A 26,982-nucleotide genomic window follows, 5' to 3' on the forward strand; every position below is an offset into this window, starting at 1 on the left:
ATTTCCCTCTACTATCATTCCTTACTGATGGTTTTTTCAAAGAAAAAGCCCCTTTATGATTTTTCATAAAGAAGCTTTGAAATAAATAATTGTTAGAAATAACTTTATTGATTTTGATAATCTTTTGAATACCATTTGCCACCTGCTGATTTTTCGAGTCGATTCATAATAGCCGAACCGACACCCTCTGTTGAAGTAACGGTTGCTAATACGATATCTGCAGCTGTTAAATCACATTCGCGTAATGCATGGAAAAGGTTAGCGGCCATATCTTCTTTGGTATCACCAAATGTGAAAAACCAATCTGGAGACAGTTTTCTAAAACTTTGAGGTGCAAGTAATGCTACTTTATGGCCTTGATGTTGCAATTCTCCAATGGCTTGTTCAACCTGTTGTTCATCTTTTTCTATTAAATATACCGGCGCATTTGGTGCATAATGAGTATATTTCATACCTGGGGCGCGTGGTGCACCTGCTTTTTGTTCGATATGAGTTGGTTGCTTAACCGTACCGATTACACGTTCAAACATTTCCTTTGTTATAGCACCTGGACGTAAAATGACAGGCGTTTCTAGTGTAAGATCTATGACAGTTGATTCTACGCCAATTCCAGTAGCTCCTCCATCTAAAATCAGTGGAATTTTACCTGATAAATCCTGTTCCACATGAGTACCTTCAGTTGGACTAGGTTTTCCGCTTCGGTTTGCACTTGGAGCTGCGACCGGTTTCCCTAATTTCTGTAATAGTTTTAATGCGACCGGATGATCGGGCATGCGAATACCAACTGTATCAAGACCTGCTGTTACGCTTGTAGCAAGTACATTTGGTTTAACTTTAAATATCATCGTTAAAGGGCCTGGCCAAAACGCATCCATACATTTTCTTGCTTTATCTGAAATATCATCTACATAATTTTCAAGTTCATCGAAAGTACCAATATGGACAATAAGCGGATTATCGGATGGTCTTCCTTTTGCTGCATAGATTTTTTTGATTGCTGCTTCATTTGTAGCTATGGCACCCAAGCCATAAACTGTTTCAGTGGGAAAAGCGACTAGTTCTCCATGATTTAACAAATCCACAGCTTGTGAATAACTTTTTTCGGAATCCACATTGTTATCCACAATGAGACGTTGTGTTTCCATGTCATTTCCTCCCTTTAAATAAGAGTTTTCAGAAAGTTATGCACAATTTGTTGATAACTTTGTAAAAATTGTGGACAATTTACCAAATATTGTGGGTAACTCTAATCATTAAAAAGGCTCTTAAACCATTCAATAATAAAAAATTTAGGTTTTTCTTCTTCTTCTTTTTCTTCCTTTGGTTCTTCATCACGATAGCAAACTTTTGGAAATAATCCGCACCACCAATTATCGCCCTTGCCAGCTCCAATAGTCACAACAATTGCTTGATATTTATCTTGTGCATACATCTTGTAACCATTACGTTTTGGTGGAAATAATGCATTCGTCGTTGTGATTTTAATTTGTTCATTTTTCATTTCTGTGGATAACTTATTTTTTAGTTGATTTTCAATTGTTGATAAATTTAGTTCTGTGGATGGATTTTGCATTGCTTTATCAAGAATTGGTTTAATCTCTTCCACAAGTCGATGTTTATATTGCTGATCTACAGCAGAATTGCTATTGGCAATGATACGAAATCTCGGTTGCTCTAATTCCATACTATATTGCTGTGTTAAAAACCCTTGTATAATTAGAAGCACTAATTGTATAAGTAGTAGCGACGTTATAAATTGTAAAAGTATATTTACTTGTGATTGTTTTGTTGGTTGTTTAATAGTGTAGTATGACAATTCTTGTGGTTGTTTTATATTATAGTAATCTTCTATCATCTTAAATCCCCTCCATGAAACTATCATGGCCAAAGAGATTACTATTTATACACCTAATTCACAAAAAACCATACGATTTTTTCCATTCATATCTTTTAATATATCGATTTTAGCTTGTGGAAAACTTTCTTTAAACAGCGCAGCTACCGCATTTCCCTGTGCATAACCTATTTCTACACCAATAAAACTAGGTTTCGTCATCAAATTTGGTAGATTCTTTGCTAGTTTTTTATAAAGTGCTAGTCCATCCTCATCTGCAAAAAGTGCTGTGTGAGGTTCATGCTCAAGCACTACTTCTGACATCTCTTTTGCTTCATCATATGCAATATATGGAGGATTTGAAAGTACGACTTGCCATTTCTGACATTCAATCGGAGCTGTTAAATCTCCCTCTTCAAAATGAATATCTGCCTCTAACATCTCTGCATTTTTCTTCGCTACCTTTAAAGCATCCGGTGAAATATCGGTTGCTGTTACATGTAAAGATGGTATTTCCTTTTTCAACGTAATCGCAATCGCTCCACTACCTGTTCCAATATCCGCTAATTGAATATTCGGCTTGTCGCCAAAAATACGCTTAATTCGCTCAGTAGCTTCGACGATTAGCTCCTCTGTTTCAGGTCTAGGGATCAGAACAGACTCATTTACCATAAAGGTACGACCATAAAACTCTTCCACACCAATAATATATTGAATTGGCATCCCTTTCACATGAGATTCAACCATTTGCCAAAAGGCTTCGCAATCACCTTCAGAAATTTTATCCCGCATACTTGTTAATAATTCGGTGTACGATTTTTTTAATACATGTTGTAAAAGTAATCTTGCTGCTATTTCTTCTCGACCATTGTCCAGTAAAAAAGAAGAAGCCCCATTCAGGGCCTCATAAACAAAATTAAAGTGCTGTGTCATTTAGTGCATCCAATTTTTTGGCTTGTTCTTCTAATATCAACGCATCGATAAGATCATCTAATTTACCTTCAATGATTTGGTCGAGTTTTTGAATGGTTAAGCCAATGCGGTGATCTGTCACACGGTTTTGCGGATAGTTGTAAGTACGAATACGTTCAGAACGATCTCCTGTTCCAACAGCTGATTTACGTTCTGCATCGATTTCACTTTGTGCATCTTGTTGTAATTTATCGTAAACACGTGCACGAAGAACTTTCATCGCTTTTTCACGGTTTTTCAATTGAGAACGTTCATCTTGCATGGCAACAACGATTCCTGTTGGAATATGTGTCATACGAACTGCAGATGCTGTTTTGTTGACGTGCTGACCACCAGCACCTGATGCGTGATAAATATCTACGCGGATATCTTTGTCTTGAAGGTCTAATTCTACTTCTTCAGCTTCTGGCATTACAACAACAGTAGATGTTGAAGTATGCACACGACCTTGTGATTCAGTTTCTGGTACACGTTGTACACGGTGTGCGCCACTTTCGTATTTGAATTTTGAATAAGCACCTTGTCCGTTAATCAAAAAGACGATTTCTTTATATCCACCAAGTTCTGTTGGGTTTGCGTTCATGATATCGATCTTCCAGCCTTGTGTTTCAGCATATTTGCTATACATACGGAATAGTGAGTTTGCGAATAATGCAGCTTCATCACCGCCAGCAGCGCCGCGGATTTCCATAATAACGTTTTTGCTATCATTCGGATCTTTTGGAATTAATAAAATGCGAAGGCGTTCTTCATAATTTACGATTTGTTTTTCTAAACCGTTAACTTCTTCCTTCACCATTTCTTTCATTTCTGCATCTAATTTATCTTCTAACATTTCTTTTGCATCTACTAATTGTTCTTTTGCAGATTTATATTCACGATAAACTTCTACAGTTTCTTGAATATCAGATTGTTCCTTTGAATACTTTGCTAATTTTTTGGAGTCAGATACAACATCCGGATCGCTTAGAAGTTCGTTTAGTTTTTCATATCGATCTTCAACAGCTTGTAGGCGATCAAACATTATTTTTCACCTGTACCTTTCTATAATCAATTTATTAATTTGTATTTCTTATATGTGCTGATGTGCGCTAATACACACGTTCTTATTTATTTCTATCCAGCAATGGTGACAGACCTCAATTCATTTTCATAACTAGTTTGAAATCTAGTAAGTAGTGTTCGTTTATGGCCTGTAAATAGCATGTCTGGTCTGGATTAACCGCTTTCGCTTTTATATGCTCCTTAAATAGTATAATGAAAAAAAGTTGCTATCGCTACTCTTTTAGAAAATCAAGACTGTTATTTTGTGTTTTTCTTGATATTTTGAGTCTTTTTATGAATAGCGCAAGAAGATACATATCTAATGAACCCGTTTCGGTGCCTTCTTGCATCGCTTCGCTAGCTTCTTATCACAAATTGTATAGAAACCTCAATAACATCACTTTATTTGCTCTATCAGAACATAAAAGAGGGGTAGCCATTTGCCACTCCTCTTTCTTTGCTTTATTTAACCATATTAGTTTGACCTGTTGGCACTACATGGTGATGGCGGCAACGAGGTTCATAGGCTTCTGCAGCCCCAACTAAAATTATAGGATCATCTGCTTTTGCAGGTTTTCCATTAATAAGTCTTTGGGTTCTGCTTGCTGGTGAGCCACACACACTACAAACAGCTTGCAGTTTTGTTACTTGCTCAGCAATTGCCATTAATTCTGGCATCGGCCCAAATGGAACACCTTTAAAATCTTGGTCAAGTCCAGCTAGTACTACACGATAGCCGTGATTTGCCAGTTCTTGGACAGTTCCAATAATATCTTCTCCAAAAAATTGGGCTTCATCAATTGCAACTAGATCAAAGTCATCTGTGAGATAATTCCACATTTCACTTGACTGTTCAATTGGATGAGCAATTACTGTTGCGCCGTTGTGGCTAACAACAGCTTCTTCGCTATATCGATTATCAATTTTAGGCTTAAAAACGGCAATTTTTTGTTTTGCAAATTGTGCTCTACGCACACGTCGAATCAATTCTTCTGATTTTCCGGAAAACATGCTACCGCAGATTACTTCAATCCAGCCATTTTGAGTCGTAACGTACATTGACTAGACTCCTTTCGAAACGTATATCCTTCATCATACCGAAAAAATAACATGATTACTGCTCTTTATTTTCGGTAAATAATATGTTATATGAAACGTAATTTAATTTGTTCTATAGTATTTTTAGGAAGGGTATCAATTAATATATAAACTCATCGTAACCGTGTCCTACCCCGCCACTTTTCTACTGTATTTCTCTATAATGCAAAACATCTTAACAAATAGTATAGAACCATTTTATATAAAACAACGAGCTTTATACTACACGAAAATACGTTTTGTCGCAAGAAAAATACCTGCCTTGCAATGACATGCTAGGCAGGTATTTTAGTGTTCTAGGGTAATTATTTAATACCGTATTTTTTGTTGAAACGATCCACACGTCCGTCAGCAGACGCGAATTTTTGACGGCCAGTATAGAATGGGTGGCAATCGCTGCAAAATTCAACAACGATGTCTTCTTTTACTGAACCTGTTTTGAAAGAATTACCACAAGAGCAAGTTACTGTAGCTTCTTTATAGTCTGGGTGAATTCCTAATTTCATGTTTGGTATCTCCTCTCGCCCTGAACCATCCGGAACAGAGTATTATCGAACTGTTGCCTTACACGACCCAAATAAGTTTGTCGTATATGCAACGCGTATGAAATGCATTATCCACAGTATAACAAGATTCATTATTAGGTGCAACTACTAATTATTAAAATTTTGTTATGATAAATAAATATAAATGCATTAATATATAATGTACTTTGCGATTTTTAATTAAATTAATCCTTTACCATTTCGAGCAGCTTTCATATCTGAATTTAACGTTTCAAAGAATTCTTCGTTGGTTTTGGTATTGCGTAATTTTTTTAAGAAACGTTCTGCAAAATCAGGTGAGTCTGAGAATGTTTTGCGAATTGCCCAAAGCTTATCAAGTTGTTCTTTTGGAATCAACAATTCTTCTTTTCGCGTACCGGAACGACGAATATCAATTGCAGGGAAAATACGACGTTCTGCTAGACTTCGATCTAGATGCAACTCTAAATTCCCAGTACCTTTGAATTCTTCATAGATTACTTCATCCATACGTGAGCCCGTATCGATAAGAGCCGTCGCTAAAATTGTTAAACTACCGCCTTCTTCGATATTTCGTGCTGCACCAAAGAATCGTTTTGGTCTATGGAATGCGGCTGGATCAATACCACCTGATAATGTTCGTCCACTTGGAGGAATTACTAGATTATACGCACGAGCAAGTCTTGTAATAGAGTCCATTAGAATAATAACATCGCGTTTGTGCTCTACAAGTCGCATAGCTCGTTCTAAAACAAGTTCCGCTACTTTTACGTGATTTTCTGGTAATTCGTCAAATGTTGAACTTACCACATCTGCTTTTACTGAACGCTCAATATCAGTTACTTCTTCTGGTCGTTCATCAATTAATAGTACGATTAATTCAGATTCTGGATATTTCTCCGTAATTGCATTAGCAACTTCTTTTAATAGCAATGTTTTACCTGCTTTTGGTGGAGCTACGATTAATCCACGTTGTCCGAAACCAACTGGTGCCACTAAATCCATAATACGTGTAGATAGTTTTGTTGGAGTCGTTTCCAGTTTGACATGTCGATCTGGATATAATGGAGTAAGTGCTGGGAAGTGAACGCGTTCTTTCGCTACTTCAGGATCTTCACCATTTACTGCTTCTACATGTAAAAGACCATAGTAACGTTCATTTTCTTTTGGTGGACGAACTTTCCCCGTTACTTTATCGCCATTACGAAGACTGAAACGGCGAATTTGAGATGCCGAAATATAGATATCTTCTGAACTTGGTGAATAGTTAATAGGACGTAAGAAACCAAAGCCCTCTTGTTGAATAATTTCTAAGACACCTTCCATGAAGAAATAACCTTCACTTTCAGCTCGTGATTTTAGAATTGCAAAAATTAATTCCTTTTTAGTTAACTTTCCATAATATGAAATTTTGTATTCTCGTGCAAGCGCATACAGGTCCTTTAATTTCATATCCTCTAATTGAGAAATTGTCATTGTCGTCATAGGCATAACACCACTCTTAATAGTATATTGTTTTTGAAAAATATTCGAAATATGGTATGTGAGTTTTGCGAGTTTTTGAATGGAATGAACATTAAGAAGAAGCCCGGCTAATGCCGGGCAAGTAAAATTGAAGTTTAGTCTTGCATAAATAGTTTTGGTTTTTTAGTTAAACTATGTCTGCCTTCGATAAAACGAACAGTTCCTGATTTTGCACGCATTACGACTGATTCTGTTGTGCAGTGCCCACCTTTAAATTGGACACCTTTCAATAGTTCACCGTCTGTTACTCCAGTTGCAGCGAAGATTGCGTCATCACCTTTCACTAGATCATCCATTTTCAACACTTTATTGACTTCGATGCCCATTTTATGGCAACGTTCAATTTCTTCATCATTTGAAGGAACAAGTTTACCTTGGAATTCTCCTCCAAGACATTTTAATGCTACAGCTGCAATTACACCCTCTGGTGCACCACCTGTACCAAATAGAATATCAACACCTGTTTCATCAAATGCAGTGTTAATTGCTGCTGCTACATCACCATCTGAGATAAATTTAATACGCGCACCAGCTGCACGAATTTGATCAACGATTGGTTGGTGACGTTCACGATTTAGTAAAGTAGCTACTACGTCTTCGATATTTTTATGTTTGGCTTCTGCTACTGCTCGTAAGTTGTCAATAACAGATGCATTAATATCGATTTTACCTGCTGCTTCTGGACCAACTGCGATTTTTTCCATATACATATCAGGTGCATGGAGTAAGTTACCGCGGTCAGCGATAGCTAATACTGTTAGTGCATTACCACTACCTGCTGCTACGATGTTTGTACCTTCTAGTGGATCAACTGCAATGTCTACTTGAGGACCATTTGGATCAGAGCCCAACTTTTCACCGATATAAAGCATAGGTGCTTCGTCCATTTCTCCTTCGCCAATTACAACGACTGCGTCCATTGGAATTGAATCGAATACTTCGCGCATTGCTGTAGTTGCTGCGTCGTCAGCCTCCATTTTTAACCCACGGCCCATCCATCTTGCTGAGGCGATTGCTGCCGCTTCTGTTACACGTACTACTTCCATTGATAAACTGCGTTTCATCTTTTACTGTTCCTCCCGTTTTCCTGTCTTTTGACTGGAATCGTTTCAAACTAAACCTATTATAGCACACAGAACTTAGCGTGCGGATTTTTTTCAGTTTGATCTATTTATCACACTACTTTTGGAATCCGGTTCAATTGTTTCTTTTTGGATATCTGCACCTAAATCCTGCAGTTTAGCAATAATATCGCTATATCCGCGTTCGACGTGGTAGATATCATGAATTTCCGTTTCACCTTTAGCAAGTAATCCTGCAATAATTAAAGCAGCCCCTGCACGCAAATCTGTAGCAGTAACTGTAGCAGCCTCTAACTTACTAGGTCCAGTTATAATGGCAGAACGCCCTTCTACTTTTGCATTTGCATTCATTCTGATAATTTCATCAATATGTTTGAAACGAGCCGAATAGATTGTATCTGTAACAATAGAAGAACCATTCGCTTGTGTTAATAGAACAGTAAAAGGTTGTTGTAGATCAGTTGGGAATCCTGGGTATACAAGCGTTTTAATATCGACTGATTTTAGCGCTTCTGTTTTCGGAATGATAATACGCTCTTCTTCTTCAATTACTTTGACGCCCATCTCACGTAATTTAGCAGTCACTGCTTCTAAATGTAGTGGGATTACATTATCGATGATTACACCATCCCCTACTGCAGCAGCCATAATCATATATGTCCCTGCTTCAATACGGTCTGGAATGATGGTATGGTTTGTACCATGTAGTTCTTCTACACCTTCGATACGAATAACATTTGTACCAGCACCTTTGATCTTGGCACCCATATTTGTTAATAATGTGGCAACATCAATAATTTCAGGTTCCTTTGCAGCATTTTCAATAACTGTCTTGCCTTTTGCTAACACTGCTGCAAGCATAATGTTAATCGTAGCACCTACACTACTTACATCTAAGTAAATTTTTGCACCGTGTAGTTCTTCTGCACGTAAATAAATGGCACCGTGTTCATTTGTAACTTGTGCACCTAAAGCTTCAAAACCTTTAATATGTTGGTCAATTGGGCGTGGTCCTAAATGGCACCCACCTGGTAAACCAATTACGGCTTTTTTGAAGCGGCCAAGCATAGCACCCATCAAGTAATAAGAAGCACGTAGTTTTTTGACATTGCCATTTGGTAATGGCATATCAATCATTGGACTAGGATCTATTACCATTTGACCGTCTTTAAATTCAACTTCTCCGCCAATTTCTTCAAGTAAAGCTTTCAATGTCCAAACATCTAAAATTTCTGGTAATCCTTCAATCGTTACAGGAGAATTAGCCAAAATAGAAGCTGGAATTAAAGCAACTGCACTATTTTTAGCACCACTAACTTTAATGGTACCTTTTAAATGTTTTTCTCCTGTAATTTTATATACGTCCATGGGAATCTCCTTAATTATTTATCTTTATTTGCCCAGTCATTCATAAATCCTTCAATTCCTTTATCTGTCAAAGGATGACTGAATAATTGTTTTAATACTTTAAATGGTGTAGTTGCAATGTGTGCGCCTGCAAGAGCAGCTTCTGTGATGTGTTGTGGATGACGGATAGAAGCAGCAATAATTTGAGTCGGAAGCTCATGAATTGCAAAGATTTCAGCAATTTCACGTACTAATTCAGTACCATCTTGACCGATATCATCTAAACGACCTAAGAATGGAGAAACATAAGTTGCACCTGCACGTGCAGCAAGTAAAGCTTGGTTTGCACTGAAGATTAATGTAACGTTTGTTTTGATTCCTTCTTTAGAAAGAGTTGAACATGCTGTCAAACCTGCTGGTGTCATTGGTAATTTAACTGTGATGTTTGGTGCAATTTTAGCTAGTTCGTGACCTTCTTTAATCATACCTTCAGCATCTAATGAAATTACTTCCCCGCTAACTGAGCCATCTACTAAGTCAGCAATTTCTTTTAAACGATCATGGAATGAAACGTTTTTTTCTTTCGCTACTAAAGATGGGTTTGTTGTAACACCAGAGATAATCCCCCATGAATGTGCTTCTTTAATTTCTTCAAAATTTGCTGTATCGATAAAAAATTTCAATTTATATTCCTCCTGAATGATGGAAAAATGGAGAAGATTCGATTCCATGACCGATATCTTCTCCTATTTCTCTCTACTAAAATATATGCTTAAGCTTGTTGAGAGCTACCAAATTCGCGCATTTTGCCAATAACAGTTGCTTTAATCGCTTCACGAGCAGGTCCTAAGAATTTACGTGGATCGTAAGTTTGTTTATCATTGTCCAAGAATTCACGAATCACTTTTGTAGCAGCGATTTGATTTTCAGTATTTACATTAATTTTCGCAGTTCCTAAAGAAATAGAACGTTGAATATCTTTTGTAGGGATACCAGTACCACCATGTAGTACTAATGGAAGCCCAGCTAGTCCTGAGATTTCTTCCATTTCTTTGAAGCCTAAGTTTGGTTCACCGTGGTATGGGCCATGAACTGAGCCAAGTGCTGGTGCTAAGCAATCAATTGAAGTTGCTTCAACCATTTTACGGCATTCCTCTGGATCGGCATACATGATACCACCAATAACGCCATCTTCATCTCCGCCTACTGTACCAAGTTCTGCTTCAACTGATACGCCATGTGCATGCGCATACTCAACAACTTTTGAAGTGATTTCAATGTTTTCTTCGAACGGATGATGAGAAGCATCAATCATTACAGATGTGAAACCTGCATCTACTGCTTCTTTACATTTTTCGAAGCTAGAACCGTGATCTAAGTGGATTGCTACTGGTACAGTTGTTTTGTAGCTTTCCATTAGTCCTTTAACCATTTGGACTACAGCTACAAAGCCGCCCATATATTTGCCAGCACCTTCAGATACACCAAGAATTACTGGTGATTTTTCTTCTTCTGCTGCTTGTAGAATCGCTTGAGTCCATTCAAGGTTATTGATATTGAATTGACCAACAGCATATCCATTTTCTCTTGCTGTAATTAACATTTCTTTCATTGAAACCAAAGCCATTAGTAAATCCTCCTTTAGGATGTAGCATAGTACTAAATTGAATAATAACACTATCATAATAACAAAAAGAATAAGCATTGACCACCGTCTATACTTATTCTTTCAACAATTTGTTAATCGTATCCTTTACTTCAAAAATATCAAACGGCTTTGTAAAAAAGTGGTTTGCTCCAAGTTCTTTTGCATTGCAAATTATATCCATATCACTATGACCTGTCATCATTACAACTGGTAGTGATGCGAACAAGTTTTTAATATGTTTTAAAATTTCTAATCCATTCATTCCTGGAATCTTCATATCTAGTAAAACACAATCTAATTTCGTGTTTTCTATATATTGAATAGCCTCTGCTCCATTTGACGCTAGAAACGTTTCATAGCCATCATTTTTAAAGACTTCATTTAGCAGTAGTCGTATACCTTGTTGATCATCGACGATTAATATTTTTTTCACTTTACTCTACTCCTTATTGTGCCATCCATATATAGTATTCGTGCATACTATTTATTCTCCTGCATAAATTTTCAAAAATATACATTTTCTATTTTTGCAATTAAAATCACCCAACTCTATAATGAATGTCATGAGGTGAATAGAATGTTAAAAATGTTATCTACTCAAGTTGCCGGATTACTTCAACGAGTTGCTACTAATCAAGAAGAAGCAATTGAAGAATCTGCACGCTTATTAGCTCAAGCTGGTGCCTTTGAAGGCGTTGTTTACTTTGCTTGTTTTGATGAATTACAAGCAATTGAAATAAACGCGTTACATGCGGCTGAGCCTTTCAAAAAATTACTTCCTTGGACGAAAGATGTGGAAATAACTGATATAGATCGTGTTTGTATTTTCACTCGTAATACAAATCATCCAAACGCTTTAGCTTTAGCTCGTAAGCTATATGATGCTTTTATCCCGTTTGCAGTTGTCGCAAATGAAAAAGAAGAAGATGCTGGCGAAATGGCTAACTTGTCATACACATATATTTCCATGGACATTAAAAAAGGATTGTTACCAAATGAATTAGGTGAACGCATTGTTTTACCACATACGATGACAGCATTATTTATCTATGAAGCAATCAAAATGTCTTATGATGAAATGCTAGCAGGATTATAAACCTAGAGTATTCATTTATTTTTTAAGAAGGAGAATAAAGCTGATATTCGGCTTTATTCTCCTTTTGCTTTTTATCACATAACGAAAGTGTTTTTTCCAACTCTCGACTTTAGAGTAGTAAGGTTTTAGTTTGTAGCAATAGTTAAAAGCCAGACTCTTATTGAAAGAGTCTGGCTAGGTATCAAAATTGATTATTTCACTGATGCACCGATGAAATCACGGAATAATGGTTGTGGGCGATTTGGACGAGAAGTGAATTCTGGGTGGAATTGAGATGCCACGAAGAATTTATTCTCTGGTAATTCAATAATTTCAACTAAACGACCGTCTGGTGAAGTACCTGAGAAGACTAGTCCTTCTGCTTCCATTGCTTCACGGTATTCGTTATTAAATTCATAACGATGACGGTGACGTTCATAGACTAATTCATCATCATAAATTTTTGCTGCAATAGAATTGTCTTTTAATTTACATGGATATAAACCAAGACGAAGTGTACCACCTAGATCTTCGACGTCTTTTTGTTCTGGAAGTAAGTCGATGATTGGGTATTTTGTATCTGGATTTAATTCTGTAGAATGCGCACCTTCAAGTCCAAGTACGTTACGTGCAAATTCAATCGTTGCAAGTTGCATACCAAGACAAATACCTAAGAATGGTACGTTGTTTTCGCGAGCATATTGAGTAGCAAGAATTTTCCCTTCAACACCACGATCACCGAAACCACCTGGTACTAGAATACCATCAGCATCTTGAAGTAATTCTTTTACATTTTCAGGCGTTACATGTTCTGCATTAATTGCATTTACTTCAATATCAGTGTCAAACGCATAACCTGCATGTTTAAGTGCTTCAACAACAGAAATGTAAGCGTCTTGCAATTCTACATATTTACCAACAAGAGCAATTTTTGTTGATTTTTTAAGGTTTTTCACTTTATTTACAAGTACTTTCCAATCTTCCATATCAGCTTCTGGAGCTTTAATGCCAAAGTGATCAAGTACGATATCATCTAAATCTTGAGATTGTAGAGCTAAAGGAATTTCATATAAATGATCTGCATCTACACATTCAATTACTTCATGTGGTTTAACGTCGCAGAATAATGCTAATTTTTCTTTCATTTCTTGAGGTACTGGGCGATCTGTACGCACAACAAGAATGTTTGGTTGGATACCTAGAGAGCGTAATTCTTTTACAGAGTGTTGAGTTGGTTTTGTTTTTAACTCACCTGCTGCTGCAATATAAGGAATTAGTGTACAGTGTAAATAAAGTACGTTTTCATTTCCTAAATCACGTTTCATTTGGCGGATTGCTTCAAGGAATGGTAATGATTCGATATCACCAACTGTACCACCAACTTCAGTGATAACGATATCAGCATTAGTTTCACGACCAGCGCGTTGAATACGATCTTTAATTTCGTTTGTGATGTGTGGAATTACTTGTACAGTCCCACCATTGTAGTCACCACGACGTTCTTTTTTCAAAACAGTTGAGTATACTTTACCTGAAGTAACAGTTGAATGTTTACCTAAGTTGATGTCGATAAAACGTTCATAGTGACCAAGGTCTAGGTCTGTTTCAGCACCATCATCCGTTACGAATACTTCCCCATGTTGATATGGGCTCATTGTTCCTGGGTCAATATTGATATATGGGTCAAATTTTTGGATTGTTACGTCTAAACCTCGGTTTTTCAATAAACGTCCTAGTGATGCTGCTGTAATACCTTTGCCTAGTGATGAAACTACGCCGCCAGTTACAAAAATATATTTGGTCAATGCAAATTCCTCCTTGATGGTAGTGTTTCTAAAACACTTATAAAAAATACAAAAACGCTCCTCCCGCAATAAATTGCAGGGGGAGCGTATAATTTATACGGTCAATCTCCTTTTTTAAGGAGCCCAAGTAAAAGGGTATATGATATTACCTAAGTTGTCAAGATGTTATTCTTTTTCTTTGTCTTCTAATTCATCATCATCTAGTTCTTCTTCTTCTTCATCAATATCAAAATCTTCATCCTCGATATCAATGTCTTCATCTAAATCTTCATCTTCGATTCCTTCGATATCAGCAGAATCAAAGTCTTCTTCATCTTCGACTTCTTCATCATCTTCATTATCATGTACAAATTCATCGAAGTCTTCATCAAATTCGATTTCATCTTCATCAAGATCTTCAAGATCTTCTTCATCAACAGCTTTAGATTTTTTCTTACGAATTTTAACAGTTGGTGCTGTTTCTTCTTCAACTTGATCGATTGCATACCATTCACGGATTCCCCAGCGATTTTCGCCTAATACGATGAAACGACCATCAATGTTGATATCTGTATAGAATTGGATAGATGCTGCTTTTATTTCTTCTGGAGTGCGAGCGCCTAGATCAGTAATCGCTTGCAGAATTTCAGCAAATACCAATGGTTGGTGTTTTTCTTCTAAGATAGCATACGTTAAGTTGATTAATGATTCTTCTGTTAATTGTTCTTGATTTAAATCACGAAGGTTCAATTCGTGCACGTCCTTTCTTCTTCATAAACATAATATCCATTATAAACAATTATACTTAATTTTCGCTACAATCAATTCTTCTTTTTTTCGATTCGCAAACGATAGAAACCATAACTAAACAAATATATTGCGAGAAGAAGGAATGAAATAGCTCCTAATTGCTTATCATATATATAGTAAGTTAGTACAAAGCACAATATAATAATCATGAAATGCATCACGATTTTCACTGTACCGTCACTCCTTCAGAATAGTCTAATCATTTTTACTTAATAAAGTCAAAAAGAAGGCCTAATCTATTGACTAGACACTTCGTAGTTATATCAATTAATTGAAAAGCTTCTATTTTTTTTGAATTTCCTCTGTTGAATAAGCATACTCCTCAATTGCTTATTCGTAAAGTGGAAGTACAATTTAAACTGATTTATGACTAATTGAAGGAATGGAAGTTTTTTCTTTTTGATCTAAACTTTGATTCTTTTTATACATATTACGTTTTATTATGGACTGATTTAGACTAATCTAGTCAAAGATTTCGTCATTGATTGTTGCTATTTATTGGAACTACTTAGATACTTCCTTGCACTACTCAGCTTCTTTTTTAAACTACGTAGTAATTGCTGCAGCTAACCCCATTTCGTTACATATTCCGTCTATATTGACCACCAACTTCGTATAATGCGTTGGTAATTTGGCCCAGACTGGCTACTTTTACGGTTTGCATTAGTTCTTCGAAAATGTTGCCACCTTGTTTAGCTGTTTCTTTTAGTTTTTGTAATGCTATTTTAGATTCTTCTGCATTTTGTTGTTGGAAACTACGCAAATTTTGGATTTGAGCGTCTTTTTCTTCTATTGATGCTCTTGCGATTTCCATACTGTTGATTGCTTCTTGAGATGGTGGATTTGGATTCAAATAAGTATTGACCCCAATAATCGGTAGTTTTCCTGAATGCTTTAATGATTCATAGTACATGGATTCTTCTTGAATTTTGCCTCGTTGGTATTGAGTTTCCATGGCACCGAGTACGCCACCTCTATCGTTCATTCGATCAAACTCAGCAAGTACGGCTTCTTCCACAAGCTCTGTTAAATCTTCAATAATAAACGATCCTTGTAATGGGTTTTCATTTTTTGTTAAACCATGTTCTTTTGTAATAATCATTTGAATCGCCATCGCACGGCGCACCGATTCTTCTGTTGGCGTTGTAATCGCTTCATCATAAGCGTTTGTATGCAGTGAGTTACAGTTATCATGCAATGCCATCAACGCTTGCAATGTTGTGCGAATATCGTTGAAGTCAATTTCTTGAGCATGCAAGCTTCTTCCAGATGTTTGGATATGATATTTTAATTTTTGGCTACGTTCATTTGCTCCATATAAATCGCGCATCGTAACTGCCCAAATTCGGCGAGCCACCCGACCAATTACACTATATTCCGGATCAAGTCCATTTGAGAAGAAGAATGAAAGATTCGGAGCAAAATCATCAATATTCATCCCACGACTTAAATAGTATTCTACATACGTAAAGCCATTTGCTAATGTGAAAGCGAGCTGTGAAATTGGGTTAGCACCCGCTTCTGCAATATGATAGCCAGAAATTGATACTGAATAATAATTGCGAACTTTTTCATCAATAAAATATTGTTGAATATCTCCCATCATACGTAGTGCAAATTCAGTTGAAAAGATACATGTATTTTGTCCTTGGTCTTCTTTTAAAATATCCGCTTGCACTGTACCGCGAACAACGTTTAATGTTTTTGCTCTTGTTTCAGAAAATTCTTCGACTGTTAAAGTACGGCCAAGTTCTTGTTCACGTAACTGCACTTGTTGATCGATTGCCGTATTCATGAACATAGCTAAAATAATTGGAGCAGGTCCATTAATTGTCATAGATACAGATGTTGATGGTGCGCATAAGTCAAATCCTGCATAGAGTTTTTTCATATCTTCTAGGGTACAAATGCTAACACCTGATTCACCTACTTTGCCATAAATATCTGGTCGCTCGTCTGGATCTTCCCCATATAATGTTACAGAATCAAATGCTGTTGATAAACGTTTTGCATCGTCATCTTTTGATAAATAATGGAAGCGACGATTTGTCCGTTCCGGCGTACCTTCCCCAGCAAATTGACGTTTAGGATCTTCACCTTGTCGTTTGAATGGGAACACACCTGCAGTATATGGAAATGATCCAGGAACATTTTCTGCATAAACCCAACGTAGAATTTCACCATAGTCCACGAATTTTGGTAGTACGACTTTTGGTATTTTCAAACCTGATAAGCTTGTAGTTGTTAATAACGTACGAATCTCTTTATCTCGAACTTTTGTTACGAGTTCGTCTCCACTGTAACTTTCCTTTAAAGTCTTCCAATTTTCCAAGATTTGTTTCGATTGTGTTGTTAGCTGATCTTTTACACCCTCAATAAGTTGCTTCAATGATTGTACAAGCGCATCTTCTGGTGATTTCTCTTGTACCATCTGAAGTGAGCCTTCTAATTGGAATAGTTTTCTTGCTAGTTCTACTTGTTGCTCTGATTTTTTATGATATCCTCGCACTGTTTCTGAAATTTCTCGTAAATAGTAGTGACGATCATTTGGGATGATAACATTTTGCTTTTGTGTTTTTACAAATTGTTCATAGGATGTTTGCCAATCATAGCCACATTTTTTATTAATAATTTGAATCAATGCCGCAAATAGGGAGTTTGTTCCTTTGTCATTGAATTGGCTTGCGATCGTGCCATAAACAGGCATGGTATCAATGTCCTGATCCCATAATTCACGGCTACGTTGATACTGTTTTTGCACTTGACGTAATGCATCTTCTGAACCTTTTCTTTCGAATTTGTTGATGACGATTAAATCCGCGAAATCAATCATATCGATTTTCTCTAATTGTGTTGGAGCACCAAATTCGCTTGTCATCACATACATTGATAAATCAGAAATGCTTGTAATCGCAGCATCACCTTGCCCAATTCCACTCGTTTCAACCACGATTAAATCAAATCCTGCAACTTTTACAATATCTAAAACATCTCCAAGTGCAGCGGATAATTCTGTATGTGAATTGCGTGTTGCTAAACTACGCATATAAACGCGATTATTGAAGATTGCATTCATACGAATTCGGTCCCCAAGGAGTGCTCCTCCCGTTTTCTGTTTTGTTGGATCAATGGAGATAATGGCGATTTTCTTATCTGGAAATTCATGTAAGAAACGGCGAATTAATTCATCAGTTAATGAACTTTTCCCTGCTCCGCCTGTACCTGTAATGCCTAATACAGGTGTCTGTTTAGATATTTCTCTTGCTGTTTGTAACAGCTCGCCAATTCCATCTTGTTCTCCTTCCTCAACTGCTGTTATAAGCTGTGCAAGCACTTCCGGGTTTTCTGTATGAAGTTGATTTAATTTATCAATTAGGTCATTTTTTACCGTTGAATAGTCACTTTTTTCAATCATACTATTAATCATGCCTTGTAACCCTAGTGCTAAGCCATCTTCAGGTGAGAATAGATTTTTTACTCCATAATCTTGTAGCTCTTTAATTTCCTTCGGTAGAATTACTCCACCGCCTCCGCCGAAAATACCGATATGTGGTGCTCTTTTTTCATTTAGAAGATCGTGCATATATTTAAAATATTCCATATGGCCGCCTTGATAAGAAGAAATAGCTATTCCTTGTGCATCTTCTTGAATAGCAGCGTTAACAACTTCCTCCACAGAACGATTGTGTCCTAAATGTATGACTTCAACACCGCTAGATTGTAAAATACGGCGCATAATATTAATGGATGCATCATGACCATCAAAAAGGCTTGATGCTGTCACAAAACGAACATGATGTTGCGGTTTATAAACTTCCACCTTTGTCATTTAATGAGTCCCCCTTATTTTAATTGAACATTTCTCCAGGTATAAAAAATGCAAGGTAAAAAACGACAATCACATTGCTGTTTGTGTTTTCTTCCTTGCATCCGTAATCCTTTATATTTGAATACCATTCAATAATATCTTTGTTTGCATTTTGGAATAGTCTTCTATTTTAAAATTCTTGCGCCATGCCCATCTGCGAAAGGCCCATGCCTGACCTTGAAGGACGATTTGGTGGGCAAGTAGTTTAATTTCTTTTTTAGGCATCTCTAGCTCACTAGAATTCACACAGCCTACTAATATACTCTCAAAAAGTCCAACCATCTCAATTTCTTTAGACAATACATATTCAAGAGCATCTTTTGGCAATGATTTCGACTCTTGATACATGACAAGCATTTCGTCTTGCATATCATCTACGAGTAAATAATACTGATTTATAGCCGCAATCAACCCTTCAATTGTAGCTTCTTGTTGTTCAATAGGTCCTAATCTTTTTTGAACTTCTAGATAAATATTGTCACATACAAGATAGAGAATGTCTTCTTTGGTACGAATATATTCGTAGAGTGTACCTATACTGAAGCCAGCTGTTTTGGCGATTTCCCTTGTCGTCGTTCGATGAAAGCCTTTTTCTTTAAAAAGACGAACCGCAGCTTGGATTACTTCTGTTCTTCTTTTTTCTATTAAACTTTCATCTTTGATAGATGTGAGAACCTGTCTTTTATGTTCTTTTGCCATCTATTATTTTAATAATATACGAGAGATCACGAGACGTTGAATTTCTTGAGTACCCTCGTAAATTTGAGTAATTTTCGCATCACGCATGAAACGTTCTACTGGATAATCTTTTGTATAACCGTAACCGCCAAAAACTTGAACTGCTTCAGTTGTTACTTTCATTGCCGTATCTCCAGCCATTAATTTAGCCATTGCAGATTGTTTGCCGTATGGAAGATTATTTGATTCTAACCATGCAGCTTGATAAGTTAAAAGTCTTGAAGCTTCTGTAGAAGTTGCCATATCCGCTAATTTAAACGATATACCTTGGTTGGCAGAAATCGGTTTACCGAATTGTACGCGTTCTTTTGAGTAAGCTACTGCAGCATCTACTGCACCTTGAGCGATACCAACAGCTTGAGCTGCAATGCCATTACGTCCACCGTCTAATGTTTTCATTGCAATCTTGAAGCCATCCCCTTCTGCTCCAAGTAAGTTTTCTTTTGGAACACGGCAGTTATCAAAAATGATTTCTGTTGTAGGTGATGAACGAATCCCCATTTTCTTTTCTTTTTTCCCTACAGAGAAACCCTCAAAATCTGCTTCTACTATAAATGCTGAAGTACCATTTTTAGATTCAGGATCTGTTACTGCAAAAACAACATAAATATCTGCAATCCCACCGTTTGTGATAAAGATTTTAGAACCATTTAAAACATAATGATCACCATCTAGTTTTGCTGTTGTTTTCATACCGCCAGCATCAGAACCTGATCCTGGTTCTGTTAAACCATAAGCACCGATTTTCTTCCCTTCAGCCATCGGACGTAAATATTTTTGTTTTTGCTCTTCCGTACCAAATTTGTAAACTGGCCATCCCGCAAGTGAAGTATGTGCAGAAAGTGTTACACCTGTAGATGCACAAACACGTGATAATTCTTCCACTGCAATAACGTAAGCTAAGTAATCTGAACCGATACCACCGTATTCTTCTGGCCAAGGAATCCCCGTTAATCCTAACTCTGCCATTTGGTCGAAAATTGCACGATCGAATGTTTCATTTTCATCACGTTCTCCAGCTGTTGGTGCTACTTCATTTTCAGCAAAGTCTCTTACCATTTTTCGAATCATTTCATGTTCTTCAGATAGTGTAAAGTTCATCCCTAATATCCCCTTTGTTTTATATTTAGGCATGTAGTACTTTAACATGGCCTTGTTTTATGAAAATACCCCTTTATTTTCTAAGCTTTGTTTTACTATAATGTTGATATTTTACTATTTTTGCTACAACCAGACGCTTGAGGCTACTGAAAAAATGTGGTAACTCATCTATTGTATATATCCGCTATTGCATGAAGTGGAATTAGCTCCGCTTTCCGTGGGCGAACTGACGAGCCTCCTCGCTGCGCTGCGGGGTCTCGTCTAGTCCGTTTTCCCACAGGAGTCTCCGCTAATTCCACTTCAAATAAGATAGCCACACAAGATTTTTATCATAAAAATTCAGCTTTTTTTACTTTTTGCACTCGGACTCTTTGTAAAGGTCGTCCCCTATAACAAGTATTATGAATTTCAAAAAATCAACATTATCTAACATAGCCGTTTTATAAACATCTCGATATCACCATTCTCTGAATCTCACTTGTACCCTCGTAGATTTCTGTTACTTTTGCATCGCGGAAGTAACGTTCTACTGGATAGTCTTCGGTATAACCATACCCACCAAATATTTGAATGGCTTCTGTTGTAACATTAACAGCTGTTTTGGAAGCAAAAAGCTTTGCCATTGATGCTTCCTTTCGGCAAGGTTTTCCCATTGCTCTTAAATTTGCTGCTTTAAAAACAAGCAATTTAGCTGCTTCAATTTCTGTTGCCATGTCTGCTAATTTAAATGAAATTCCTTGATTTGCTGCAATTGGTTTACCAAATTGTTTACGTTCAGCTGCATATCTTGTTGCTTCATCTAAAGCTGCTTCTGCAATCCCCAAGCTTTGCGCAGCAATACCGATGCGTCCGACATCTAAATTCGCCATAGCGATTTTAAATCCTTCCCCTTCTGCACCTAGTAAATTTTCAGCTGGGACTTTCATTTGCTCGAATGTAAGCTGTACCGTTCTCGAACCATGAAGCCCCATTTTCTTTTCATTTTTGCCAACAATTAAACCTGGTGTATCTTTGTCAACGATAAATGCTGAAATTCCATTCGCTCCATTTGATGGATTAGTAGAGGCAAATACGATATAAACATCTGCCTCTCCACCATTCGTAATAAACACTTTGGAACCATTCAGTTCGTAATGATCTCCAACCTTTACTGCTCTCGTTTTCAAAGATCCTGCATCAGATCCTGACGATGGTTCTGTTAAGCAAAATGCACCTAAATATTCTCCAGAAGCAAGTTTTGGAACATAACGTTTTTTTTGATCCTCATTGCCGAAATAGAGAATTGGATTTGTTCCGACCGATGTATGCACAGACAAAATCACCCCGATAACTGCACTTACCTTTGATAGTTCGTTTATAGCGATAATATAAGATGTGAAATCCATCTCAGAACCGCCATATTTTGCTGGTGCTGTAATGCCCATAAGCCCTAGCTCTCCCATCTTCGCTAGAATATCACGTGGAAAATCCCCATTTTCCATGTATTGGACTTGTGGTGCAATAACATCTTTTGCAAAATCCCGAACCATATTGCGCATCATTAATTGTTCTTCCGTGAACTGTAAATTCATGATGAATCTCCCCTTTATCCCGCATTAACGGGCATTAACATCCCACTTCTTGAGTGAAGGTTCACTTTATTGCTAATTCAACTTTCGATTTTATTCGTAAGTATAGAACCCACGTCCAGTTTTCTTCCCTAGCCAGCCAGCCTTAACGTATTTTCGTAATAACGGGCAAGGACGATATTTGCTATCGCCAAAACCTTCATATAACGTTTCCATAATGTACAGACACGTATCGAGGCCGATGAAGTCTGCTAAAGTTAATGGTCCCATTGGATGGTTCATGCCAAGTTTCATCACTTCATCGATTGCTTCTTTTGTTGCTACACCTTCATAAAGTGTATAGATTGCTTCATTAATCATTGGCATTAAAACTCGATTCGCAACAAATCCAGGGAAATCATTTACTTCCACTGGTACCTTTTCGAGTTTTTCCGTTAGTTCTTCAATCATGTTGTACACTTCATCAGAAGTCGCTAAGCCTCGAATGATTTCAACAAGCTTCATTACTGGCACTGGATTCATGAAATGCATGCCGATTACTTGTTCTGGACGATTTGTTACTGCTGCAATTTCTGTAATTGGTAGTGATGATGTATTGGAAGCTAAAATCGTATGCTTTGGTGCGATTTCATCTAGCTGTTTAAAAATAGATTGCTTGATTTCCATGTTTTCAACAGCCGCTTCTATCACTAACTCCACATCGTTTACATCACTAAGAGATAACGATTTGGTGATTCTTTCTAAAACAGCATCTTTTTCGTCTTCCGTCATACGGCCTTTTACAACATTTCTAGAAAGATTTTTGGCAATAGTTTGAATACCTTTTGCAAAGGATTCTTCACTAATGTCATTAAGTTTTACGTCTAAACCTGCTTGAGCACAAACTTGGGCAATCCCCGATCCCATTTGACCTGCACCAATTACCATTACTTTTTGAATTGTCATTTCTCCACTCCCTTTTGTGTTGGGACTTCAATCATGATGGCATCCCCTTGACCACCACCTGAACAAATAGCTGCAATTCCTAGTCCTCCGCCTCGACGTTTTAACTCATATGCTAACGTTAAAATAATTCTTGCTCCTGATGCGCCTATTGGATGACCTAATGCTACAGCTCCACCATTGACATTGACCTTTTCAGTGTCAAGTTCAGCAATTTTGCTACTTGCGAGTGCTACTGCTGCAAAGGCTTCATTGATTTCAAACAAATCAATATCCTCTAATTTTTTACCTGTCTTTTCTAAAATTTTGTTGATAACGAGACCTGGTGTTTGCGGAAAATCATTCGGTTCTACACCAACTTCCGCATGACCAACGATGTAAGCAAGTGGTGATAACTGATGGTCATCAGCATATTGTTCACTTGTAACAACAACTGCACATGCACCATCATTTACTCCTGGAGCATTACCGGCTGTAATCGTTCCATCCTTGCTAAATGCTGATTTTAACTTAGTAAGAACTTCTAGTGATGTGTCTCTACGTGGTGCTTCATCTGTATCAATGATGATGTCGTCACCTTTTCTTTGAGGAATTGACACTGCTACAATCTCTTCAGCAAATTTCCCTACATCAATTGCTGAAGTTGCCTTTTGATGGCTGCGTAGTGCCCATTCATCTTGCGTTTCTCTAGAAAGTTCGAATTTCTCTGCTGTCTCGTCTCCATATGTGCCCATATGTACATTTTGTGGGTGAAAAGCACATGAAAGACCGTCATAAACCATACCATCAACGAGTGTTGCGTCTCCCATGCGCAACCCAAATCGACCTTTTGGTAAATAATACGGTGCATTTGACATTGATTCCATTCCACCAGCTACAATTACTTGTTCCTCACCTAATCTAATTAGTTGATCTGCAAGTGTTACACTGCGTAAACCTGATGCACAAACTTTGTTAATCGTTTCTGTTTTTACAGAGTAAGGAATTCCGGCTTTTGTAGCCGCTTGTCGCGAAGGAATTTGACCTTGCCCTGCTTGTAATACCGTTCCCATGATGACTTCATCTACTTGCTCTGTTCCAATATTGGAACGCTTTAATGCTTCTTTTATTGCTACACCGCCTAAGTCACTGGCAGATAAAGTACTAAGTTTACCGCCAAGTTTTCCGAAGGCTGTTCGTGCTCCATCAATAATTACCGCTTTTTGCAAGTTGGACACCCCTTTTATTTATCATTGGATACGCTTACACAGATTGAGTAAAGAAAACGAGTGCTCGATTTCACACATTGACTGAACGCTCGCTCAATTAAATTTTAGAAAAAAAGAGAGGGCTCTTGCTCTCTCTTTTTCACTTGTAAATATTGTATAAAATTTTATTATTTTATGCAATACGTTATTTTTTTCTGCTTATTACACTGTTTCTTCTAACGGCTCCTGAGAAACTTGAACCTCACCACATACGGATTTTTCTAGTAATTCAGCAATATCATATGTGCCAACTTGCTCTTCTACCTCTTTTGCTTTTGTACCATCTGATAGCATCGTTAAGCAATAAGGACAGCCAGAAGAAATAATTGTAGGATTCACTGCTAATGCTTGCTCTGTACGTGCTACATTGATTCGATTACCAACATGTTCTTCCATCCACATTAACCCGCCACCTGCGCCACAGCACATAGCCGTATCACGGTTGCGTTCCATTTCTACGAGTTTGACACCTGGAATTGATTTTAATATTTCACGTGGTGCATCATACACATCGTTGTAACGACCTAAGTAACAAGAATCATGGAATGTAATCGTCTCATTCACTTCAAACTGAGGTTTTAAACGGCCTTGTTGTACTAGTTCATATAATAATTCTGTATGGTGATACACTTCTCCACTCCACCCAAAATCACTATATTCATTTTTGAAAATATTATATGCATGTGGATCAATTGTTATGATTTTTGTGATTTCTGCTTTTTCAAATTCTTTAATATTTGCTTCAGCAAGTTCTTGGAACAAAAATTCATTTCCTAAACGTCGTGGTGTATCACCTGAGTTCTTTTCTTTATTACCTAGAATCGCAAATTTTACGCCTGCTTCATTCATCAAGTGAGCAAATGATAAGGCAATTTTTTGCGAACGATTATCGAAAGATCCCATAGAGCCTACCCAGAATAGATATTCAATTTCTTCACCAGCTTTTGAAGCTTCTTTCACTGTAGGAATATACACATCAGGGCGTGCATCTCTCCAGTTTTCTTTTTCTTTTCGATTGATACCCCATGGATTTCCTTGTCGTTCGATATTCGTCATTGCACGCTGCGCATCTGGATTTACACGTCCTTCGGTCATTGTTAAATAACGGCGAAGGTCGATAATTTTGTCTACATGTTCATTCATTACAGGGCATTGATCTTCACAGTTACGGCAAGTTGTACAAGCCCAGATTTCCTCTTCTGTAATGACATCTCCGATTAATGAAGGGCTATAGACATCCTCGATTGTTGCACCTTCTGCACCTGCAGCAATAGCAAGCTGATTGCCTTGTGTGTTTTTGAACATCATTTTCGGCACCCATGGTTGTTGATGTGTTTGCACGGCACCTGTAAATGTTAAATGGTCACGTAGTTTGGTGATTAAGTCCATTGGTGAAAGCATTTTGCCTGTACCGCTTGCAGGACACATATTTGTACAGCGTCCGCATTCTACGCAAGAATAGAGATCAATTAATTGAAGTTGAGTGAAGTCCTGTATTTTCCCTACCCCAAAGGACGGCATTTCTTCTTCATCTGAACCTTCATCTTCTTTTTCTAATGCTTCGAAATCAATCGGTGTTAACTTCCCAACTGGTGTTAAACGATTAAAGTAAACGTTTGCAGGACCAGCGATTAAATGTGCATGCTTAGATTGTGGAACATACACTAAAAATGTTAATAGAATGACTAAATGAATCCACCACATGATAAAGAACACAGCTACTGCAGCAGCAGGTGGAAGGAATCCAAATACCGTTCCAATTACAGATGCAACTGGCTCTGACCAAGTTGCTTCCTCTCCATGCCAGATCATGCCCATACCATTACCTACAAGTACAGAAACCATTAATCCACCAATGAAGATTAGTACAAGACCTGATTTTAAGCCTCGTTTTAGTCGAACTAGTTTTTCTATATAACGGCGATAAAATGCCCAAACCACTGCAACTAAAATCACGAGCGTCACAATTTCTTGGAAGAATGTGAAATATGGATATAGTGGCCCAAGTGGTAAATGTGAACCAGGTTTTAAGCCTTTCCAAATAAAATCAATGGCACCTAGTTGTACTAAAATGAAGCCATAGAAAAACATTACATGGATGGCCCCACTCTTTTTATCCTTTAATAATTTCTTTTGTCCAAAAACATACACCCAAATTTTCTGTAATCTGGCTTTAACATCGTTATCAAATTCAACTTTTTTCCCCATTTTGATGAATTGATAGCGTGTCTTCACTAAGTACGTGAATAGCCCTAAACCATATGCGACTACAGCTAAAAATAAAATCCAATTGATGATTAATAGTGGATTCATTTTCCTTCCCCCCTAAGTTGCTTCATATGCATTAATTGTTTTTACCAAATAATAGATTTCGAGAAAATAAATTGTTTTAACTAATTGTAAAATATGAATGAGCATTCAGTCAATCATATTTCAATGTATTTCTATAATAATTTCTCTAAAAATATTATTATTTCTCACTTAATTAATATTCTCTAAGTTAATTAAATATTCTATCATATTTAGAGATAAATATACTATGTTATTTTTCATAAAACTAGGTTATTCATATAGATTAATTTAAAAGGTGTAAGATGCCGGAGGATGAAATAAGATAATTTTCATAATAAGATTTCAATGATTATCAGGGCTGGGTTGGAACTGTTCCCTTTCCTCGGACAAGCAGGGAAGCCTCCTTACGTAGGTACTGAAAAAGTGTTTAAATACAAATATTTATAGTATATATCTGTTATTAGATGAAGTGGAATTAGCTCCG

The 26,982-nt window shown here is 37.1% G+C and carries 22 protein-coding genes; 1 reads left to right on the plus strand and 21 read right to left on the minus strand.

Annotated elements, in window-relative coordinates; translation table 11 throughout:
* Positions 1-104: 104 nt before the first annotated feature.
* From ABE048_RS08415 to ABE048_RS08470, 12 genes are all read right to left on the minus strand, one after another.
* The gene (locus ABE048_RS08415; protein ID WP_430310550.1) at positions 105-1,145 is read right to left on the minus strand and encodes an L-threonylcarbamoyladenylate synthase; all 1,041 of its coding nucleotides are present in this window, start codon (positions 1,143-1,145) and stop codon (positions 105-107) included.
* Positions 1,146-1,246: 101 nt separating this feature from the next.
* Complete coding sequence (locus ABE048_RS08420) at positions 1,247-1,855, minus strand: stage II sporulation protein R (RefSeq protein WP_430310552.1); 609 nt, start codon at positions 1,853-1,855, stop codon at positions 1,247-1,249.
* Positions 1,856-1,900: 45 nt separating this feature from the next.
* A complete protein-coding gene (gene prmC, locus ABE048_RS08425) occupies positions 1,901-2,767 on the minus strand; it encodes a peptide chain release factor N(5)-glutamine methyltransferase (protein WP_430310553.1) in 867 nt (288 codons plus the stop codon).
* Complete coding sequence (gene prfA / locus ABE048_RS08430) at positions 2,751-3,830, minus strand: peptide chain release factor 1 (protein ID WP_430310555.1); 1,080 nt, start codon at positions 3,828-3,830, stop codon at positions 2,751-2,753. The genes prmC and prfA overlap by 17 nt, the downstream gene beginning before the upstream one ends.
* 482 nt (positions 3,831-4,312) lie before the next feature.
* The gene (locus ABE048_RS08435) at positions 4,313-4,909 is read right to left on the minus strand and encodes a thymidine kinase (protein WP_430310556.1); all 597 of its coding nucleotides are present in this window, start codon (positions 4,907-4,909) and stop codon (positions 4,313-4,315) included.
* 344 nt (positions 4,910-5,253) lie between these two features.
* Entirely contained in the window at positions 5,254-5,454 is a 201-nt protein-coding gene (gene rpmE, locus ABE048_RS08440; RefSeq protein WP_430310557.1) for a 50S ribosomal protein L31, read from the minus strand.
* A gap of 219 nt (positions 5,455-5,673) precedes the next feature.
* Entirely contained in the window at positions 5,674-6,957 is a 1,284-nt protein-coding gene (gene rho, locus ABE048_RS08445) for a transcription termination factor Rho (RefSeq protein WP_430310558.1), read from the minus strand.
* Between the two features lie 134 nt (positions 6,958-7,091).
* A complete protein-coding gene (glpX, locus tag ABE048_RS08450) occupies positions 7,092-8,060 on the minus strand; it encodes a class II fructose-bisphosphatase (RefSeq protein ID WP_430310559.1) in 969 nt (322 codons plus the stop codon).
* 93 nt (positions 8,061-8,153) lie between these two features.
* Positions 8,154-9,446, minus strand: a complete 1,293-nt coding sequence (locus tag ABE048_RS08455) for a UDP-N-acetylglucosamine 1-carboxyvinyltransferase (protein ID WP_430310561.1) — start codon at positions 9,444-9,446, stop codon at positions 8,154-8,156.
* Positions 9,447-9,460: 14 nt separating this feature from the next.
* Complete coding sequence (gene fsa / locus ABE048_RS08460) at positions 9,461-10,108, minus strand: fructose-6-phosphate aldolase (protein WP_430310562.1); 648 nt, start codon at positions 10,106-10,108, stop codon at positions 9,461-9,463.
* A gap of 89 nt (positions 10,109-10,197) precedes the next feature.
* Positions 10,198-11,052, minus strand: a complete 855-nt coding sequence (locus tag ABE048_RS08465; RefSeq protein ID WP_430310564.1) for a class II fructose-bisphosphate aldolase — start codon at positions 11,050-11,052, stop codon at positions 10,198-10,200.
* Positions 11,053-11,146: 94 nt separating this feature from the next.
* Positions 11,147-11,506 (minus strand): response regulator, encoded by a 360-nt coding sequence (locus ABE048_RS08470; RefSeq protein WP_430310565.1) that lies wholly within the window; start codon positions 11,504-11,506, stop codon positions 11,147-11,149.
* A gap of 144 nt (positions 11,507-11,650) precedes the next feature.
* On the opposite strand from ABE048_RS08470, the gene ABE048_RS08475 reads away from it, so the two are divergent.
* Complete coding sequence (locus tag ABE048_RS08475) at positions 11,651-12,169, plus strand: DUF2529 family protein (protein ID WP_430310566.1); 519 nt, start codon at positions 11,651-11,653, stop codon at positions 12,167-12,169.
* Between the two features lie 191 nt (positions 12,170-12,360).
* Here ABE048_RS08475 and ABE048_RS08480 read toward each other — a convergent pair whose 3' ends face one another.
* The 9 genes from ABE048_RS08480 to ABE048_RS08520 all read right to left on the minus strand — a co-directional run bounded on the left by ABE048_RS08480 (position 12,361) and on the right by ABE048_RS08520 (position 26,519).
* Positions 12,361-13,953, minus strand: a complete 1,593-nt coding sequence (locus tag ABE048_RS08480) for a CTP synthase (RefSeq protein WP_430310568.1) — start codon at positions 13,951-13,953, stop codon at positions 12,361-12,363.
* 165 nt (positions 13,954-14,118) lie between these two features.
* Positions 14,119-14,691 (minus strand): DNA-directed RNA polymerase subunit delta, encoded by a 573-nt coding sequence (gene rpoE, locus ABE048_RS08485; RefSeq protein WP_430310570.1) that lies wholly within the window; start codon positions 14,689-14,691, stop codon positions 14,119-14,121.
* 631 nt (positions 14,692-15,322) lie between these two features.
* Positions 15,323-18,571: a fused isobutyryl-CoA mutase/GTPase IcmF gene (gene icmF, locus ABE048_RS08490; protein ID WP_430310572.1), complete on the minus strand. Its 3,249-nt coding sequence runs from the start codon at positions 18,569-18,571 to the stop codon at positions 15,323-15,325.
* Positions 18,572-18,682: 111 nt separating this feature from the next.
* Positions 18,683-19,309, minus strand: coding sequence for a TetR/AcrR family transcriptional regulator (locus tag ABE048_RS08495; RefSeq protein WP_430310574.1), 627 nt, complete (start codon positions 19,307-19,309; stop codon positions 18,683-18,685).
* A 3-nt stretch (positions 19,310-19,312) separates the two neighbouring features.
* On the minus strand, positions 19,313-20,449 hold the full coding sequence (locus tag ABE048_RS08500; protein ID WP_430310576.1) for an acyl-CoA dehydrogenase: 1,137 nt from the start codon (positions 20,447-20,449) through the stop codon (positions 19,313-19,315).
* 440 nt (positions 20,450-20,889) lie between these two features.
* A complete protein-coding gene (locus tag ABE048_RS08505) occupies positions 20,890-22,020 on the minus strand; it encodes an acyl-CoA dehydrogenase (protein ID WP_430310577.1) in 1,131 nt (376 codons plus the stop codon).
* A gap of 90 nt (positions 22,021-22,110) precedes the next feature.
* The gene (locus ABE048_RS08510; protein WP_430310578.1) at positions 22,111-22,962 is read right to left on the minus strand and encodes a 3-hydroxybutyryl-CoA dehydrogenase; all 852 of its coding nucleotides are present in this window, start codon (positions 22,960-22,962) and stop codon (positions 22,111-22,113) included.
* Positions 22,959-24,167 carry an acetyl-CoA C-acetyltransferase gene (locus tag ABE048_RS08515; RefSeq protein WP_430310579.1) on the minus strand — a complete coding sequence of 403 codons (1,209 nt, stop codon included), beginning with the start codon at positions 24,165-24,167 and terminating at the stop codon, positions 22,959-22,961. Before ABE048_RS08515 ends, ABE048_RS08510 begins: the two co-directional genes overlap by 4 nt.
* 201 nt (positions 24,168-24,368) lie before the next feature.
* The gene (locus ABE048_RS08520) at positions 24,369-26,519 is read right to left on the minus strand and encodes a heterodisulfide reductase-related iron-sulfur binding cluster (protein ID WP_430310581.1); all 2,151 of its coding nucleotides are present in this window, start codon (positions 26,517-26,519) and stop codon (positions 24,369-24,371) included.
* Positions 26,520-26,982: the final 463 nt, after the last annotated feature.

It is taken from the genome of Rummeliibacillus pycnus (genome assembly GCF_050459865.1).
In the GTDB taxonomy this organism is placed as follows: domain Bacteria; phylum Bacillota; class Bacilli; order Bacillales_A; family Planococcaceae; genus Rummeliibacillus; species Rummeliibacillus pycnus_B.